Below are 17139 nucleotides of genomic sequence, written 5' to 3'. Positions count from 1 at the left end.
GCTACGACGATTGATAGGCGTAGCCGCTCAGATCGTAGTTTCTTGATTTAGTTCCATCGAATTACGCAACAAAGCCTTGCAGAGCAGTAAAAACCAATCTAACAGAAAGCGAATACCAACAGTTTCTTGAAGTCATGCATAGCTATAACTATAAATCCGCTAGTCGGTTCCTGAGAGATGTCATAACTCAAAAACTCACAATCAAACCTCAACAAAGTTCAGAAATTACCGATTACTTCAAGCAAACTAAATGTATCGCGAATGTAATGGAATCACTCATTGAACAAGATAACCCCCTTTACGACCATGAAACTGCCCGCCAACTGGGTGATGCTCTATATGAACTAAAGCAGAATTTACAACTCATCCGAAACCTCGCTATCGATGCACATAATTCTCAAACTGCCGAGCTGTTAGCAATGCAATTTCTGGATAGCCGTGCCTTACGTGAGCTTTACCGTCGCAAACTTGAACAAGAGAACGCTAGTGATGATATTTGAGGAATTGAAATGTAAGAATGATAAACAAACGGTGCATGATGCTACGCAGTTAGTTCAATATGGCGCCAAGCAAAATGACGACGTCACGCTGTTGGTCGAGTATTCTTCAAGTCACTCCAAGGGTGACGAACTCGGGGGAACATCGCAGTTTATCTGCGCCAACGAAATCGCTTCGGTTCCCCTGAATGCAAGAAACCAAGATGCCCGAGACATTGATTGGAGCCGTGCGATTGCTGAACTACAAAGCGCTCACCTAGCTAACCCTAATACGAAACAACCCTTCCGCCATTTTGTTGTCTCCCTCGCAGAGGGCGAACAGTTACCCCTAACCCAATGGCGAAACACGATTAAGAAGCTGATGGACCATTTAGGATATGAGCATGCTCGTTATATCGTTTTTAAGCACTCCGATACCGACAATGAACACGTCCATATTGTAGCGTCTACGACTGATTTACTTACTGGAAAAATCATTTCTAACTGGCAATCGCACCTCAAAGCCCAAGAAATCATGAGGGAGCAAGAAGTTACGCTAGGGTTACAAGCATTACAAAGCTCAGGGGAACTTCACTCAAGTTACGACACTGATGTACAAGGCGAAAAAGAGAAAACGGTGATTCGTATGATGAGAAGAAAAGTTGATACTGCAATTCGTACTTTGCAGCCCTCTTGCTCGTTGACTCTGTATGAAATGGCATTGCTCAAACAAGGAATTGAAATAGAGCTAATACCAGACAAAACAAACTCTCGATTTAAAGGTATTGCTTATCGATTTCATCAATATCGCTTTGCAGCATCCTCGCTACGAAGTGGCAATAAGTATACATTAGGTAAACTGATTCAAAATGGCGTACTGAACGCTTCATGCCTTGAAAGCACCAATTACAACAAGTGCAAAATTGAAGTGGATCAAGCCATCATTCATTTTGAGACGATTCGGAAACAGGCGATTGAACACGCTGATAAACTCAAGAAACAACTAGAGGAATACGAGCATCAGCAGTATCGTTACCTGCTGTTCTCATTTTCTCGTGCTCATGAAGCTGCTCAGCAATCACAAATGGAGTATTGGTTTGAATATGCAAAGCGTATACGTTCAACCCGTGACAAAGCGATTGTAAGAGCTATTTATGAGTGTGAACGGGGGATTTACAATGCATCCAGTATGATAAGCAACTTGTTTTATCATCTAATACTGACTGTCTTCGAGTATTCTTTTCAAAATAAGTTTAACCTCTCGATTACACCTTTGGATGAACTGGCAACAACTCAGCATGAAAAGGACCCTATCGTTCAACAGACATTCGGTAGTTAGAAAAGTGAGGCTCAGAGAGCCTCACTTATTGCTACTGATTACACAGAACTTTAATCATTTCAGCTTCATGGTTAAGGATATTGTCATGCCCTGCCCCTTCTGACCCCCACTCATCGTAGCTCATCATTATCGCTTGCTTTAAGCTCTCGGCGCGATTGTTCTCTTGATAGAACTTCTTCTTATCTTGAGGAGAGTAATTGCTAAGTCTTGAGTTACTGCTTGGCGAAATAAGACAGAGATTGCCAAATCGATCCACATCGTCCATCTTACGTGCGCCAGATGGATCGGTTTGCGGGAAGTAATGTTCAACAGAGGTTCGGAATGAAAATTGGAAATCATCAAAGTGCTTCCCAAGTTCTTTTTTACCTATACCATCAAACGACTCATCGTCAGATAGACGCTTCCACAATAGGTAGTCTAGTCGATTAAACACGAAGTTTTGGACGCCCGTCCCTTGATGCAAGACGCCAACATTATCCTCCCTAAACTCAAGTTTCGAACCACCACAAATTTCATCAAAGTAGCTATCACTCAGAGCTTCAAGATCTATCAAGTACGTACTACCATCGACTTCCAACCTTTCATTGTCAGTAGCTAGGATATTTAATATCCTTAACGCATCATTTAACCAACGCTTATAGACTAATGCTGGATTCGATACATGGAACATTGCCAATATCATGCGAATCTTTTCGTTATGGTCACTAAAGGCATTTGGATACTCAGGACTTAAACTATTACCGTTTTTATAAGCATTGAGCCTTAACAAACTCCACTTACGTTTTTCATCGTGTTGATCAGGCTTAATTATGTAGCTATCAAATAGAATTCGGTACTTAAGCAGTTGATACACAAAGTCTTTGGCACCAACCCTCAAACCATCGTCTTTAGAAATAAATGAATCGATCAGCTTCTTGTCATCTAACGAAACGTTTTCTTCTGTCTTCATAAGTTTTAAAACATGAAGCAAGAAGTTTGAGAAGTCGATAACAGTGCCAAAACGCTCTTCTTTCTCTCGATCTTCATCATCACTGTTTGAGCTGGATGTCTTGTTGGCGATAATTTCTCGTAGCGTCATTGCATCTTGCTTTTGCAGCTTGCTCGTGTGCTTATCTTGTATAGCTTCAAAGCTATGTGGCATGGTTTGCCAGTCGTCACCGAATACTTCTTTTCGCAAGTCAGATTGAAAGCCCATCTGCGTATAGCGCTTCATATTCGAGCAAGCATCCCAAATTGTAGAAAAGCAGCTTCTTTCCTCATCACCGAGCGTAGCCATAAACTTCGCTTTCAATACTTCATGTTTTTCTAACTGCTCGCCACGGTTATTCATGATCTCAAAGTAGTGGTTGAGATCGGTTTGCGGTGGAACAACAACTCTTAGTATAGTGACGCTTTCTAACAAGTAGTCGAAAAAACGCTTAGTTTTATCGTCTGCGTCTAACCCTTTGGTTTTGAAGTAACGCTGAATAATGTTAAAGGCAGCATGGATGTTAGGCTCTTCAGACTCGCCATTATTGTTACCTGTATAGATATCATTTAACGCTCTGGAAGACTTTGGGCGGCTATCAAAGGTTAAATTAATATTTAGCCCTTCGAGTTTGTCGGCACCCAGCACCTTACGGTGTTTCAGATACGCTAATAATATAGAGAGCGTGGTATGTCTTTGCTGTCCATCAATGGTTTCGTACACTACATCAGTTTGGTGCGTGTGATTTGTACGCTGATAAACGACGAGGCTACCCAGATAATATTTAGCTTGTTTGGCAGTAGCTGTTTCATCAGATTGAGTAATAAGCCCTGCGGCATCACTGATATCTTGAATTAGCTGCTCAATCTCTGTCGCACCCCAAGCGTAGTTACGCTGGTAGATAGGAATTACATATTGAGTTTTACTATCGAAAAGGTCTTTAACTGATAACTGTTCTACTTGGTTCGAATCACTCATTTACACTTCCCGATTTCATTGCTTCAATTGATGCCTGCACGTCCTCAGCGTTATTGAACTTAGGTTCTTGGATATAACGGGGCTGATAGTTCAGTACCTGCTGAGGGTGAACGGCTTTGCTAATAGCCCTGAAGAGTCCACTTCGAGCTTTGGCGTGATTATCTACCGACTCCATACCAATACGCTGCAAATCAAGACGTAAGAAATACGCCCAGCGATAACAGATCTGTGCTGCTTTATCTAATTCCACATCACCAAACTTATCGTAGTAGTACATCACCGCACACAAGAACAGGTTTCGCACATAGCTATCCCCTTTGCGATTACTGCCACTGTATTTTGTGTGCTCCTTTACAAATGAAGCTAGCCTTGCATCCTTGCCAACAAACAACTTAGAGTGAATCGCCATATAGTGCTGAATGTACTCAAAGAACCGTTTTCCGTTGATCATCACTTGGTCAACTCGGAATGGATAACCCTTAGTTTGCTTGTCCCATTTTCTCGCAGGATCGGCATTGAAGGTTTCAATCGCGTAATCAAGCGCAAGCATTGCATCAACATAGGCGTACTGAGTACTGTCTAGGTTAATGCCTTTGAATACATCAATGTTATGGCGACTAAACTGGATGCCGTAGTCACCGTCAATCCAGCGGCGCATACGAAACAGAAACTCCCCCATGATGGTGTGCAAGTTCGCCGACTCATCATCAGGGTTGACGCCCTGCTCCCACAAGCTTACGTGGTGAAGACGCTCGTTTTGCTCTGTTGAGTCCATCATTTCACGTAGGTGGTAAGCCTTTAGTAGATCGTGAGGGGCAAGTGCTTTACCACGGGCATTTTGTGAATCGAAGAACTGAAACGCTTCACTCAGGTCATCCAGCGTTACTTGAATAAGCTCACACTTATTAAGAACAAAATTGAGTAGTTCCTGCTTTTCTGTAGCAGGCAGATTCGCTACCCGTTCAGAGATAATTTGCGCATTGTTCTTGAGGCTTTCGATACTGACTGAGGATTCAAATTGGTGCTCAAGCAGAGTTGATGAGATGGTTTTCTCTTTTCCATCCAGAATAGTGCAAAGTAGCGTTAAGGTAAGAAGGCGCTGCTGACCATCAACGATGTTGAGGCCACCTTCCCCCCCACTTTCTGAATCTTTGTCTTGATGCAGTACCACCGTACCAAGCCGATAACAAAGCTTAGTACGATGGTTAAAAATATCATCAATCAGTTGATTAACATGCTTTGGCTGCCATTTGTATGGGCGTTGGTACTCAGGAATCGTGAGTTTTTGCTCCAACAACTGTGCAATGGTTTGAGGTTGATTAAAGACAATTGCCATAATTACGCCACCTACTCAATAATAGCTTCAGTTAGAGACAGTTGAGTAGCTTGAAACTCTTTTAAGCGAGCTTTATGTTGGTCGCATAGTATCACTGACTCTTTAAACGCAGACAGAATAATCCTAGTTATAATATCAATTTTATATAGCTTAGCTTTGTTGATGCTGGTGACCATTTTGTGCGTTCGCTCAGTTTATCTTTTCTAATCAGTATACCGTAATCAACATATGAATCCGATAGTCTATCGATAAGCATAACGTGCTGTTATGCATAAAAAAGTAAAAGGATTCCACTGAGCAACAACTCAGTGGAATATGGCTAAAGGCATACTAAGCAACTTGGTAGGTGCCGCCCTTTATTTCCAAATGACCTAATTGAACTTGCTCAGACAGTATTGTTTCTGTTCTATCTTTCATCGCTTTACTTGTGCTAGAAAAACCGAGTACTTCCGTAATCGACTTAACTAGGTCATCGCTAGATATAGAGAAAGTATCCTTAACAGTCTCTATTGCGGCTTTTGCGATTTCACCATCATAGATCAAATCATACTTGCGCTCGTTTGATGGTAGTTCAACTCGATTACGAATCGTAATTTCACCTTGGCTTTTAGCAATAATGAATTCACCGTCTAATTCAACTTTACCTTGCCGATTGAGTAAACCGATACCATCTAGAATCGATCGATTTATCCGAGCACCACTTCGTGAGCTACCCACCGCAGACAAAAGACGAATAGTTAGATGTTTGACGTGAATTGGAGATTCAAGCTCTACAACTTTGAGAATATCCTCTGCTAGGGCAGTCGTGCTTGCTTCTGGGATCGTATCGCCATACCCAAGGTATAACTGCTCTGTAGGGAAAACTTGGTAAACGGCAGCAGATGCCTGATGTTCAACTTCCACCCTTTCAATCGCCGCTTTTGGCTTTGATTTTACAGTCTCTTCAACAATAGGCTCTGAATCATAGGCTTCATAATAAGCAATAGCTGACTTGATAGCATCATTTAGCCTTTCTGTTTCTTTATGACGGTTGCGGAACCAATCAGTACTCCAAATGCGGTGGAAGCGCCAACCAAGTCCTTCAAGGACACTCTGACGAATACGGTCTCTATCACGTGCGCTCTTTGAACTATGGTATGTCGCGCCATCACACTCTACTGCAAGCATATAGCGACCAGGTTTATTTGGATCTCTCACTGCAATATCAATATAGAAACCTGCACAACCTACTTGTGGTTGAACTTGATAACCTAGAGAGCGAATTGAAGAAATCACGTCCTCTTCAAAAGGTGAATCAGGTGCCTTGCCTGTTTCTTCTCGCTTAACGAGATCACCTGTTTCAGCATAATGTAAGAAGTTCTTCAGCGCTCGAACACCAAACGGAGATGCCTCAGTCGTTGGCATCTCATCACCTTTGAAGTTACTGAATACTTCCATACACATACGAGCACGTGAGATAAGAACGTTGAGTCTTCGTTCACCACCATCACTGTTTAGTGGACCGAAACTCATTGGCAAGCGACCTTCGTTCGTCTTACCATAGCCGATACTGATATATATGGTGTCACGCTCGTCACCCTGCACGTTTTCAAGGTTTTTAATAAAGAAGTCTTCCCCCTCCTCATGCTTTCCAAAGAAGTTCTCAAGATCTGGGTTCGCTTTTCTTAGTCGTTCAACTTCCAGAAGGATTGCATCACGCTGAGCTGTACTGAATGCAACAACACCTAGTGTTTGATTTGGCGTTGTCTTAGCATGTTTAATTACAGCTTCTGCAACCTCTGTCGCCTCTCCCACGTTACTTCGAGAGCCACCACGATCGTATGTAGTATTCGGCAAGTAGTTAAAACTCAAACCTTTCGCATGAGGGTTAATGCCCGACGAAGGGAAAATCATCAGCTTATTGTCATAAAACTCTTGGTTAGACACTGCAATCAATGACTCATGACGGCTACGGTAATGCCATTTAAGCATCTTTTCTGGTGTACCTGACGCTAAGAACATGCCCAGAATACTTTCCATATCCGCAGTTAGACTTTCTTCTGCGTCTTCATCATCTAAGATTAATTGTTTGCCGAAGAAACTTGTTGGCGGCATCTGCTTGGTATCACCAACCACGATAACCTGCTTACCACGCATAATAGCCCCAAGTGCATCAGCGACTTTAACCTGTGAGGCTTCATCGAAGATTACCAAATCGAAATCAACCACACCTGGCTCTAAATAAGTCGCTATCGACATTGGACTCATCATAAATACGGGCTTGATCTGCTGGATCACACGACCTGATTTATTAAGCAGTCTTCTGATTGGCATTTGACGTCGCTTCTTATTGAACTCTCGTCTTAAAGTTTCAACTTCACCTCTTGCTGATGGGTTGGGTAAATTATCGTAGAGCTGCTTAACTAATGACTCTTGAGCAAAGTGGAATAGTCGCCCGTCTATGAAGCTAAACTGCTCAATCTGTTTTTCATGCTCAACTCGATCGAAATAACGGATTTCATCTCTTGAATCATACTGATGTTCAACAAGTGAGCGATAAAACGTATATTTGAAGCAGTCACGGAAAAGTGTTGGCACATTAGCCCAAGTAAATGCCTCCTGTTTCCATTTTGAAAGTCCAATTCGGTCTAACTCAGCTCCTAAGCGGTTAAAGCGAGTTAGAGGGTAAAGCTTTTGAATATCTTTCCCCAACAACTCAACATCACCAATAGATAAAGAGTCACAACAGTCAGTAAAGTTCGTCAGATCTAGCTGAAGTAATGAAGCTAATTCGCTCAGCATACCTTCACGCTTACTGATTAACTCTTTTACATGGTTAAGCTCTGTTGTGGTAAATCCAATTTCCTTTGAAGGGTCTAAGTACTGCGCAGCACTCGCATCGAGTGAGCCAGACTTAATTCCTGAATGGCACTGGTGAACCCATTGAAGCGGTTTTAAGATCGCTATCCAGTCAGTACTCTCATTTTTAAAATGGCTACCGATAGTATCTATTGCTAGTTGTGCAGAATCGATGAAGCGCTTTTGAGTCGAGCGATATTCCAATACGGTATCAATTTTTTCAATCCATTCACTTGCACCACCAGCAAGTCCATTCTTACACATGCCAGAATAAGTACTTTTCGCTCTTCGATAATCACCTGATAAGAATCGCCACCATTTGTGACCAGTCGTCAGCAATGATCCACGAACAGGCATCCAATCGTAATCTAAAGCGCTATCGACAAAGTAATCAGATAACTCTGCCTTTTGATCTTGTAGGGTTGCACCTTGAAGAGCGAACTCGAGTATCGCATCACCTTTAGACTCCCAAGCGGAAGAGTTCGCATCAACGCTTTCAAGCTCAGGTCTATCTGCAATAAGAGAAAGCCCCTCTAAAACCGAGATACAGTCTGTGTAATTAGTGATAGGTGAAACATAACCAGCGCATGTATGAAGGCCTTTAACCTGGGTGATAATTTCTTGCTGTGTTTCTTCTAATTCAGAGACGAGCTTTTGAGCCAGCTTGTCATCAGACGGCGAATAATCTTTAAGGGTTGTTGATGAAAACAGATTAAGGCTTGGCGCATCGTGCTCACTTAAATAGTCAACAGCCTCAGTTATCTTCGCCAGGGCAGATAAGTAATAACTCTTATCCCATACATTTAAATCAAAGTCGGTACTAGGCAGTTCATCCAAGTCGATTGAAGCGTCAGTAATGATTCGCTCAAACTGTGAGCTATAACCTAGAGCATCATGATAACTCACTTCGGTCTTAGCAATGCTTTCATTCACCGACAGACAGTAATCATCCAGCTTATTACGAAGAGATACCAAGCGGTCAATATCGTCACTTCTCTCTGGAGTGACAGGAGCGTACTGCATCAATGTACTTTCTAATGAAGAAAGTACTGATTTCTTGTTCGCTTTGTGGGAGTGTAACTCTAATACTGAATCACCAATATGGCAGTTATCTAGTCGGCGTTTAACAACATCAAGCGCCGCCATTTTTTCAGCAACAAACAGCACTTTTTTATTATCAGCTAAAGCCTGAGAGATGATGTTTGTGATGGTTTGTGATTTACCTGTACCAGGAGGGCCTTGAATAACAAGATTGGCCCCTGATTTTGCAGCTAATACGGCTTCAGTTTGGCTCGAATCCGAATCTAAAACCAGTTGAATTTCTTCAACACGGTTTACGTCCATTGGTGTTGAGTCAAGCAAAGTTGCATCACGTTCAAAACCTTCCGTAAACAGCTTTTGAACTAAGCTATTTTCCGATGGTTTTTTACCTTCAGGCCATACTTCATCTGATAAGTCCTGATACATCTGAAACTTACCAAAAGAGAAGAAACTTAATACGATTTTATTACTTTCTACCGACCAACGCTTTTCACCTGAAATTGCATTCGCAACTGAATCTAAGTAGCCTTGAAAGTCATAACCCTTTTCTCCTTCTTCAAAGTCAGGTAAGACAATACCGAACTCCATTTTAAGCTTAGCGGCAAGGGTAAGGTTTGTTCCTAGTTCTGATTCTGTGTAGCGAATTTTGTATGCATCACCCGCATCAGCTCGGAAAATTTCGACAGGGATAAGTACTAAGGGAGCATGTCTCGGTTTGTCAGAATTAGCGTCTTCAAACCACTTAACGAAACCAAGAGCAAGATAAAGTAGATCAACACCCTGTTCTTGGACAAAGGTCGTAGCTTCCGTGCTCAGCTTTAGTAGGCGAGTATCGAGTGATTTTCTAAATAACTGAGTTTGCAGAGCGTTATCAGCGTGCCTTTTATCACCATTTGTTTCTTCAAGATGAGCTGTCAAATCAGTTAAAGATATCGAATTGCTATCCTCTTTCTCTAGAGAATCAGGAGCTGGAAGAAATGACATTGTCTTTGAGTCTTCAACCAAATGTTGAAACACTTGCTCGGACTTTTCGTCAACAATGTCTAGAATTTTGGCTCCCTTGCCGACATTAAGTAATGTATTTCCTCTAAGCCCCATATCAAGGAGTTCTTGACGGCTTTTATCAAAAATATCTTTAAGATTCGAGTTCATGTTGCTGTTAAACCTTATATTTCGTTAACCGTATTGTATAGAAACTGATTAAGCAATACACAACTATGGATCAAAAACTGATTGTTTAACAAATACATTAATCACATGATTAATAGCCAGCAACAGGCTTCAGTGAGGCGTTACGCAACCATATTTTGTACTCTTTTGCTAGAGGTGACACTGATACTCTGGCTTTTTGCTCCTTTCCTCCGTATCTTCCAAGCACAAACCCAAGCTTAGTCAGCAGTGCTTTTAAATAACTTGTGGCTTTGTAAGTCTGCTCCGCTTTATCTAAGCTGGGGAATTTCAAGTGCGGTGGGAAATAGAGGTCAAGGCCATCACCATCCATCTTTCTCAATACGTCGGCTACAGAAGATTTAAATAAGAAGTGATTCGACTTTTCTTCTTCGAAGTTATAGCCATCAAACACTACGAGATAAATCATATTCGCTATGTATTCTTTCTGCCTTGAATAAATACCGAGCTTTAGAAGACTCGATTTGTCCAACACAAACGGGAGGTGAGCAAATAGCTCTCTATCGAAGTTATCATCAAACTTTACATGCTCTACATTGATTTTGTCTAAGTTGTAGATCATTTTGATCTCAAACTTTCTGACCTCTGCTAAAGCTATTGACGATAGTGCATTACAACGTTGTTTGGTGGCAAATTCCGTCGATGTTATATCAACCGCTTTCACGACTGCAATTTGCTGTTGGGCTTTGAATTCAACATCAAACTGCCTTTTATGTTTGGAAAGGGCAGTATTGTGCTGCATAGAATTTTCACAAGAGACTGCAAAGCCAAGCTTTTCTAGTGTAAATCGCATTGATAGAGCTAGATGCTCATTAAGCTCTCGCTTTTGCCTTTCGAATTTCAACCTTTCTGTATAACGTAGCCCGAGATGTGAGTGGCGGTGTTTTTCAAGACAGTCGTTAGATTGGTTATTACGAGAGCTTTTCAAATCGCCACACCAAAAGTTATATTCCTTTGCACATCGAAATCGCCTCGAGAAATTAACTAACTCTCTTGGTATCAAGGTGGATTCACAGATGACATTCACTGTGTTGGTATAGTTTTCAATAATCGAAAAACCAGCACCTAAACATGGAGATGCAATGACAGCTTTGTACTTTGTCACTTCTCGATTTGGATCTTTTAGAAAAGCTTTCTGAGCTGGCATATCTCGATTATCACTATGCAGCACAAGTACACCGTCATTTAAAGCTTTCGTCTCGCAATCTAAACCCAGATGATTTTGATAGCCTAGCTGACCAACGACTTGTTTCAGTGTTTGAAGATTGTCAAACAGAAACACTTTATCCCCCTCTAATACAGTTCGAATCTGCTTAGGATTTAAAAGTTCCTTTTTGTTCAAGATCGTTGCGTTAAGGGTTTTATAAGGGTTTTCTGCGCACTCAACTACTGACAGTTCCCCACGAATTTGCTTGAGAAAGGATAATGAGTTATCTGTAAGATCAGCGTCAGCTACTATTACCCTTGGTACAGTTTTTAAAATATGAACTAGTGCATCAAACACTCTATCTGCTTGCATCGTTCGACTGTTCTCGCTACATACGAGAGTCTTGTAGACCTTCTCAAACTCATCGATAAGTAAAGTATGTGATGAGCATATCTTCTCGAAGAGATGGGGTTTCCAAATACTATTAATTACACTCCCCATGCTGTTGGCTTGTCCTAACTTCATTAGATCTTGCTCTTGATAGGACGCACAGCTTACTTCCAAACAAAATTGCTCCACTAACGAAATCAAATGCGAAATATAAGTCACATTTTTATCTGCCGAAGCGCTACGAGCAATAGGAGTATATACATAGCTTGTTTTACCCACTCCTGTCGCAGCGATAATTGCCGTGGTTGACGGGAGTTGAGAGAGTTCTAAACCTCTCAAGCTGTCTACTCGCTGATAGTTATCAGATGAATTGATTTTAAAGTCACGCTCTACAGCCTCTTTCACCCTTTCTATCTTGCGCTCAAGACATCGAATGAAAGGTGCTTTCAAACTATCATCCTGAATATATGCTGCTGCACACTGTTTAGCACAAGAAAAAACAAACGGAATTTTTATGATCGCTATCTTCGCTGCTAGCTGAGCAAGGTTTCCAGAGCGCGTTAACTCAAATGCTTTACATAAGTACTCAAGCTTTGCATTTTTAGGATGCGGGAGGGACTCCGAAATTGACAAATCAAACACAGAACAACCTAGCCCTAAGTAATTCTCTTGTAATATCCTGACTGCGTCTTTGCGAAAATTTTGGCTGTCAATAGCAATGGTTACACGATAGTTTGCATATCGATAATATTCACAAACTTTCTGGAGATTTTTTTTATCTAAAGGGGTTACGATTGTTGCTGTTTCTGACTGGAAATTGATTTTGCCTGATGCCTTAACAACGATACTTTTCGTTTGTCTTTCTTGCTCAACTAAATGAGCAAAATTATGATTTTTAGCTACTAGTTTCATTATTTTTATTCTTATTCTTATTCTTATTCTAGTTTTTTGAAGCAGGCACTGAGCGCCTGTATATCTATGTTGATTGCTCTATATTTGTTCAGATAAATGCTGTTCTAAGCGGCCTTCGAGACGGTACCTCTCTGCCATTGAGAACTCATATTCTTGTTGTAACCTTTGGTTTTGCTCCATGAGTTGATGAGCTTGAATTTCTAGCTGTCGATTCATGACATTAAGCTCAGTTATCACTCTCTGATTTTCAGCATCTCTGTCTTGTAAGCTTTCAATTTCTATCTGACATTGCTCTAGTTGCATGAGCTGAGCTTTAGTCTCAAAAAGTTCTTCCATCTTTGCTTGAGACTCAATCGCCTTCCCTTCCAATACTACTAACTGGCCCCTCAACTCATCGATGAGTTCGCCACTTTCTATCAACTGAAGTGATAGCATTGATTTTTCAACGTCGTCTTGAGCAGATTTTTCAGCTAGGGCATTGTTAATCTCTTCCTGTGTCTGCCGCCATATGCTTTCAATATCCACCTGAATCGAACCCATTAGCTTTTGGGAAAAAGCCTGCGGAATAGGCTCTAACGCCAGGTTTTGAGAATGGAACTCCCAGTACGCTTCATAAGCCGCTCTCGATTTGTTGAACTTACCGCCGACCGCTTCATTCAATTGAGTCACGTTTTCAATTGGCTCCCCTGAGTTTTCGCCCTCTTTCATTGCTTTGTAGTAATCAGAGAATGGCTTTCCTTTTTGGGGGCTATATCCCAACGATTTCAGTTTCTCTACAAACGATGCTTCCATCAGCAAGTAAGTTTGGTCTGTAAAGTTAGTTTGTTCGGTATGTCCGTCAGTAAGTAAGTTACTTATAGTCTGCTCACTGACTGACTTTGTTTGGTTGTAATTTTGTTTTTTCATTTTTGATTTTCCGACTTATGTGTTGAACATGACTTCACTTTAAAATCTCTGTACCATACACAAAATAACCAAAAAACCACCCAACCATGTTGACATGAGATATAAAGAACTAGAAGCCGAATTAGTATCCAACCTTGAAAAACTCAAAGCTAGTGCATCTCACAAAGGGCTTAACCTCCTCAAAAAGAAGTGTCATAAGAGTTCAGGAATTCTGGTTTCAACAGCATTTTCTCAACCACAATTGTCAGCCCATTATTCAAGCTTAATTTCAGATACCATTCCTTTTTGCAGGAAATATGAAGGCCTGAAGCCACAAAGTGTTGAAGAGTTAATACGCTACTGTGGTGGACTAAGCACAGCTATAAATAACATCCAATATGCTTACGAATTCGAATTACCGATGAGGGTGGAAGTAGATGATGATTTAGAGTTCTTACTTTTTTCGTTAGAAAGCGTTTTGCTAAAAGCAAGGAGTGCAACTAACCAAACTAAAAAATGGATACCTTTTGAAATCGCTCAAGAGCAAGGGCGATTAAATCTTTTTGAGTCCCAATACAAAACTCGTTTGCCTATGTGTGCTGTTTGTTGGAAACGGACATTTTCATCCAGTTACTATTGTAAAGAGCACCATTCCATTCACAACAAAAAAGCGTACAACTCGGCCGTACGAAAGGTTCTATCATTTACGGGAAGACACTCTTCTAACTCAGAGTTAAAAGATTTTTCCAATGCATATAGAAAGAAGAACGGAAAGCAAAGAGGCCTAGCTGCTAAGTTGTTCAGCATGGTGAACGATAGCATCCCAGCAGTAGTTGATGTTCTCAGTTATCAAACCGATGAACACTGGGAGTCATATGCCGAATCGATAATTCTCTATGCTAAAAATAACTACCCTACTAGCTTTCATCGCTTACAACAGGCCGATAGTTTAACTCAATTCTCCAGCTTTAATTCTCTTCTAGGTTGGGGATTCATGGTTATCGAAAGCCTCGATGACTCGGAGGGTGAATCTTCACGATGGGAAGCTTCTGAAGAATTAAATCATTTCAATAACGGTCAATTGAGGTTTGCTATTCTGAGCATTTTAGCGAGGTATGAAGCTACGCAGCGCATATATCAGCCATTGAAGTCGGGTCCTATGAAAGGCTATGGTGCAGACGTGGAGCGCCGAGAAATTTTGTGTGAACTCTACCGTAAGCAGTTAGAAGATAACGGACGAGTCAACTTATCCCAAATTGCCAGAGAAATGGGACTCTCTAGGCAAAGAGTGAGTGTGTTAGTGAAAGAGCTTCTGTTTATGTAAAAAGTGCATTTGTTCAGTTTATATATATAACCTACCAAAAATGTACTTTTCTGAATGCACAAGCAACAAGCGCTTGTGCTGACCTATAGTCCGACCAATCAAGCTTAACCTCGCTAACTCGAAAGTGGACAAATGTGAGTTACACGTCATCTGGTAAACCACTAACATCAGATTAGTAAAAGTATCTTTAAACCTTAAACGCTTGTATGTCCATGATCGGGGTTGAATACTATTACCGTTATTGAGGTAGTAATGGCTAAGTAGCTATATCAGCGTAGTCCCGTTTGCCTTGTTTGTTTTGCTATCGTTTCCTTATCAATACAAAAGGCCAGAGATAAACTGTTGATTAGCACTTTGTTGTGCTGTTTCCTGTTGGTTGTTTTGTAATGAAGTTGGGGCATGAGGCCAAGACGATTCATGGGTATAGCCAATCAGCTCGTAGCTTCTTGATTTATTTTCATTATTTTACCGATAAAGCCTAGTTAATACATGATGTTAGTCTAATATCTATAGAGAGATTACTGAAAGTTACCCATTAACTTGTATTGCGGTGTTGTGAGTGTCCTTGTGTTACATAAATATAAATTTAGCCCTTGGTTGTTTTGGACATTAACCATAATGTATGGCGTCTTTAGTTATATGATCGTCTATCTAGTAACGGATAAGTTTCTCGAAAGACAAATCCAACAAGTAAAAGAGACAATTCAGCATGACGTAGCGTTAGTTAGATATAGTATTGAATCGAATATATTTCGTGATACTTACCTTGCAGATAGCTTCGCGTCGGTGGTGTCATTAGACCCTGATTTCGCAACAAAAAATTGGAACTCTGTATCCAGTCAATTTTTATCCAAAGCTGCGTTTGTTAGAAATATCGGACTAGCACCCAACGACATCATATCTCATGTATATCCTTTAGAAGGTAATGAAAGGGCGATTGGGTTGGACTTTAGAACTGTTCCAAATCAGTACGAAACCGTTCGGATAGCTAAAGATACTCAAAAAGTTTTCATAGCAGGGCCATTAGAACTGGTGCAAGGAGGAACAGCTCTTATTGCAAGATACCCAATATTTACAGACTCCCCTAAAAACAAAAATTACTGGGGTGGCCTAAGTGTCGTTATAAATTATGACAAACTAATAGAAGCTTCAAAAATACAAGATGTTAGCGGCGCAAACATTGCGCTAGTTGCCAGCAACTCAAATGGAGAGAGTAATAGACTTATTGAGGGTAACAATATTGCTGTTGAGAACTATGATATAAGCTACCCCATATACTTGCCAAATAACAATTGGACCTTATTTGCTTCATATAAAGACTTTAGTGAAATCGAGAGCATATACAAATTTAAAATGATTTTCATGACCCTTGGGATTGCAACTTTTTCCATTGGCTATTTTCTTCTAATAGCGTTAGTCAAAAACTACTTACGTGCTCAAAACTTGTCATTACATGATGAGCTTACTCAATTACCTAATCGCCGTTACTTATTTCAAAAAATGACTAAAATAATGTCGAGAGAGGGTTCAATCGTTGAGTTTACTGTTCTTAATATCGATTTAAATAAGTTCAAACAAATTAATGATTCCCTAGGGCATGAGGCTGGTGATGAAGTCTTGAAGCATATAGCCTCATCCTTAAATCGTTGCTTGCGTTCATCTGATTTCATTTCAAGATTTGGAGGCGACGAATTCATTGTTATCTTACACCGAGTATCAAATGAAGAGGATGTGGATAAAGTAATCCATAAGATGCATCTTTGCCTTGAGTCCAGCCCTTTACACTGGAATAGTCAAAAAATATGGATTTCATTAAGTATCGGAAGTTACACCTTTAAAAGTAAGGCAAATCCAAAGCTTATTAATGAAGTATTGTCCAATGCAGATAAAAGCATGTACTTCAATAAATCATCTGCAAAGAACAAAGACATAGAGTTTTTCATTTAAAAAGAAATATCGCACATCAATTATATAGGTTTGAATTTGAGCTGAGGGATTATATAAACTGATTGATTTAATCATTGAGCTAAAATTATTGAGTAACAACGCTAGCAAACTTAGGGGCATAAATGAGCCAGCACAGATCTAGCTGGCTCGAAGATGGACAGAAGTTACTTAGAGCTTCTACTTTAAAGTAGCAAAACATGAATAACGTCAAGTATGGAAAATTCACTTAAGTTAAGTGTCCACTCTGACTGGAGCAGATCAAATTGAAGAGATATCTGAGTCTGTACAACCATGCCCAAAAACTATACCTCTTCGTGGGCTAATATTTAGTTTGGAAAGTTTCTGATAAGCCGATATGTAATTTTGGTATT

General features: G+C 40.5%; 9 protein-coding genes. 4 read left to right on the top strand and 5 right to left on the bottom strand.

What is annotated here, in order from left to right; all coding sequences use genetic code 11:
* The first annotated feature begins 266 nt into the window (after positions 1-266).
* Both R7Z41_RS23090 and R7Z41_RS23085 read left to right on the top strand, forming a co-directional pair.
* On the top strand, positions 267-500 hold the full coding sequence (locus R7Z41_RS23090) for a hypothetical protein (protein WP_318136423.1): 234 nt from the start codon (positions 267-269) through the stop codon (positions 498-500).
* Positions 490-1815, top strand: a complete 1326-nt coding sequence (locus R7Z41_RS23085) for a relaxase/mobilization nuclease domain-containing protein (RefSeq protein ID WP_065871661.1) — start codon at positions 490-492, stop codon at positions 1813-1815. Before R7Z41_RS23090 ends, R7Z41_RS23085 begins: the two co-directional genes overlap by 11 nt.
* Before the next feature lie 31 nt (positions 1816-1846).
* On the opposite strand, the gene R7Z41_RS23080 is transcribed toward R7Z41_RS23085, so the two are convergent.
* From R7Z41_RS23080 to R7Z41_RS23060, 5 genes are all read right to left on the bottom strand, one after another.
* Entirely contained in the window at positions 1847-3760 is a 1914-nt protein-coding gene (locus tag R7Z41_RS23080) for a DUF262 domain-containing protein (RefSeq protein WP_065871660.1), read from the bottom strand.
* Positions 3753-5096 (bottom strand): DUF262 domain-containing protein, encoded by a 1344-nt coding sequence (locus R7Z41_RS23075; RefSeq protein ID WP_065871659.1) that lies wholly within the window; start codon positions 5094-5096, stop codon positions 3753-3755. Before R7Z41_RS23075 ends, R7Z41_RS23080 begins: the two co-directional genes overlap by 8 nt.
* A 330-nt stretch (positions 5097-5426) precedes the next feature.
* A complete protein-coding gene (locus tag R7Z41_RS23070; protein ID WP_225477609.1) occupies positions 5427-10127 on the bottom strand; it encodes a DUF3320 domain-containing protein in 4701 nt (1566 codons plus the stop codon).
* A gap of 109 nt (positions 10128-10236) precedes the next feature.
* Positions 10237-12612, bottom strand: a complete 2376-nt coding sequence (locus R7Z41_RS23065) for a hypothetical protein (protein ID WP_065871657.1) — start codon at positions 12610-12612, stop codon at positions 10237-10239.
* A gap of 78 nt (positions 12613-12690) precedes the next feature.
* Complete coding sequence (locus R7Z41_RS23060) at positions 12691-13518, bottom strand: hypothetical protein (protein ID WP_065871656.1); 828 nt, start codon at positions 13516-13518, stop codon at positions 12691-12693.
* A 94-nt stretch (positions 13519-13612) separates the two neighbouring features.
* Here R7Z41_RS23060 and R7Z41_RS23055 point away from each other — a divergent pair, with 94 nt between their 5' ends.
* Entirely contained in the window at positions 13613-14821 is a 1209-nt protein-coding gene (locus tag R7Z41_RS23055) for a winged helix-turn-helix domain-containing protein (protein WP_065871655.1), read from the top strand.
* 639 nt (positions 14822-15460) lie between these two features.
* Positions 15461-16768 carry a diguanylate cyclase gene (locus R7Z41_RS23050; RefSeq protein ID WP_318136422.1) on the top strand — a complete coding sequence of 436 codons (1308 nt, stop codon included), beginning with the start codon at positions 15461-15463 and terminating at the stop codon, positions 16766-16768.
* The last annotated feature ends 371 nt before the right edge of the window (positions 16769-17139 follow it).

Origin of the sequence: Vibrio sp. 1457 (assembly GCF_033340195.1) — a bacterium.
Classification (GTDB): Bacteria; Pseudomonadota; Gammaproteobacteria; order Enterobacterales; family Vibrionaceae; genus Vibrio; species Vibrio alginolyticus.
The sequence above is the reverse complement of the archived record's forward strand: the minus strand, read 5'-3'. Positions and strand labels throughout refer to the sequence as shown.

Coding starts and splice junctions, on each gene's coding strand:
- R7Z41_RS23090 (WP_318136423.1), top strand. CDS start 267: ATGGAATCACTCATTGAACAAGATAACCCCCTTTACGACCATGAAACT.
- R7Z41_RS23085 (WP_065871661.1), top strand. CDS start 490: ATGATATTTGAGGAATTGAAATGTAAGAATGATAAACAAACGGTGCAT.
- R7Z41_RS23080 (WP_065871660.1), bottom strand. CDS start 3,760: ATGAGTGATTCGAACCAAGTAGAACAGTTATCAGTTAAAGACCTTTTC.
- R7Z41_RS23075 (WP_065871659.1), bottom strand. CDS start 5,096: ATGGCAATTGTCTTTAATCAACCTCAAACCATTGCACAGTTGTTGGAG.
- R7Z41_RS23070 (WP_225477609.1), bottom strand. CDS start 10,127: ATGAACTCGAATCTTAAAGATATTTTTGATAAAAGCCGTCAAGAACTC.
- R7Z41_RS23065 (WP_065871657.1), bottom strand. CDS start 12,612: ATGAAACTAGTAGCTAAAAATCATAATTTTGCTCATTTAGTTGAGCAA.
- R7Z41_RS23060 (WP_065871656.1), bottom strand. CDS start 13,518: ATGAAAAAACAAAATTACAACCAAACAAAGTCAGTCAGTGAGCAGACT.
- R7Z41_RS23055 (WP_065871655.1), top strand. CDS start 13,613: ATGAGATATAAAGAACTAGAAGCCGAATTAGTATCCAACCTTGAAAAA.
- R7Z41_RS23050 (WP_318136422.1), top strand. CDS start 15,461: ATGATCGTCTATCTAGTAACGGATAAGTTTCTCGAAAGACAAATCCAA.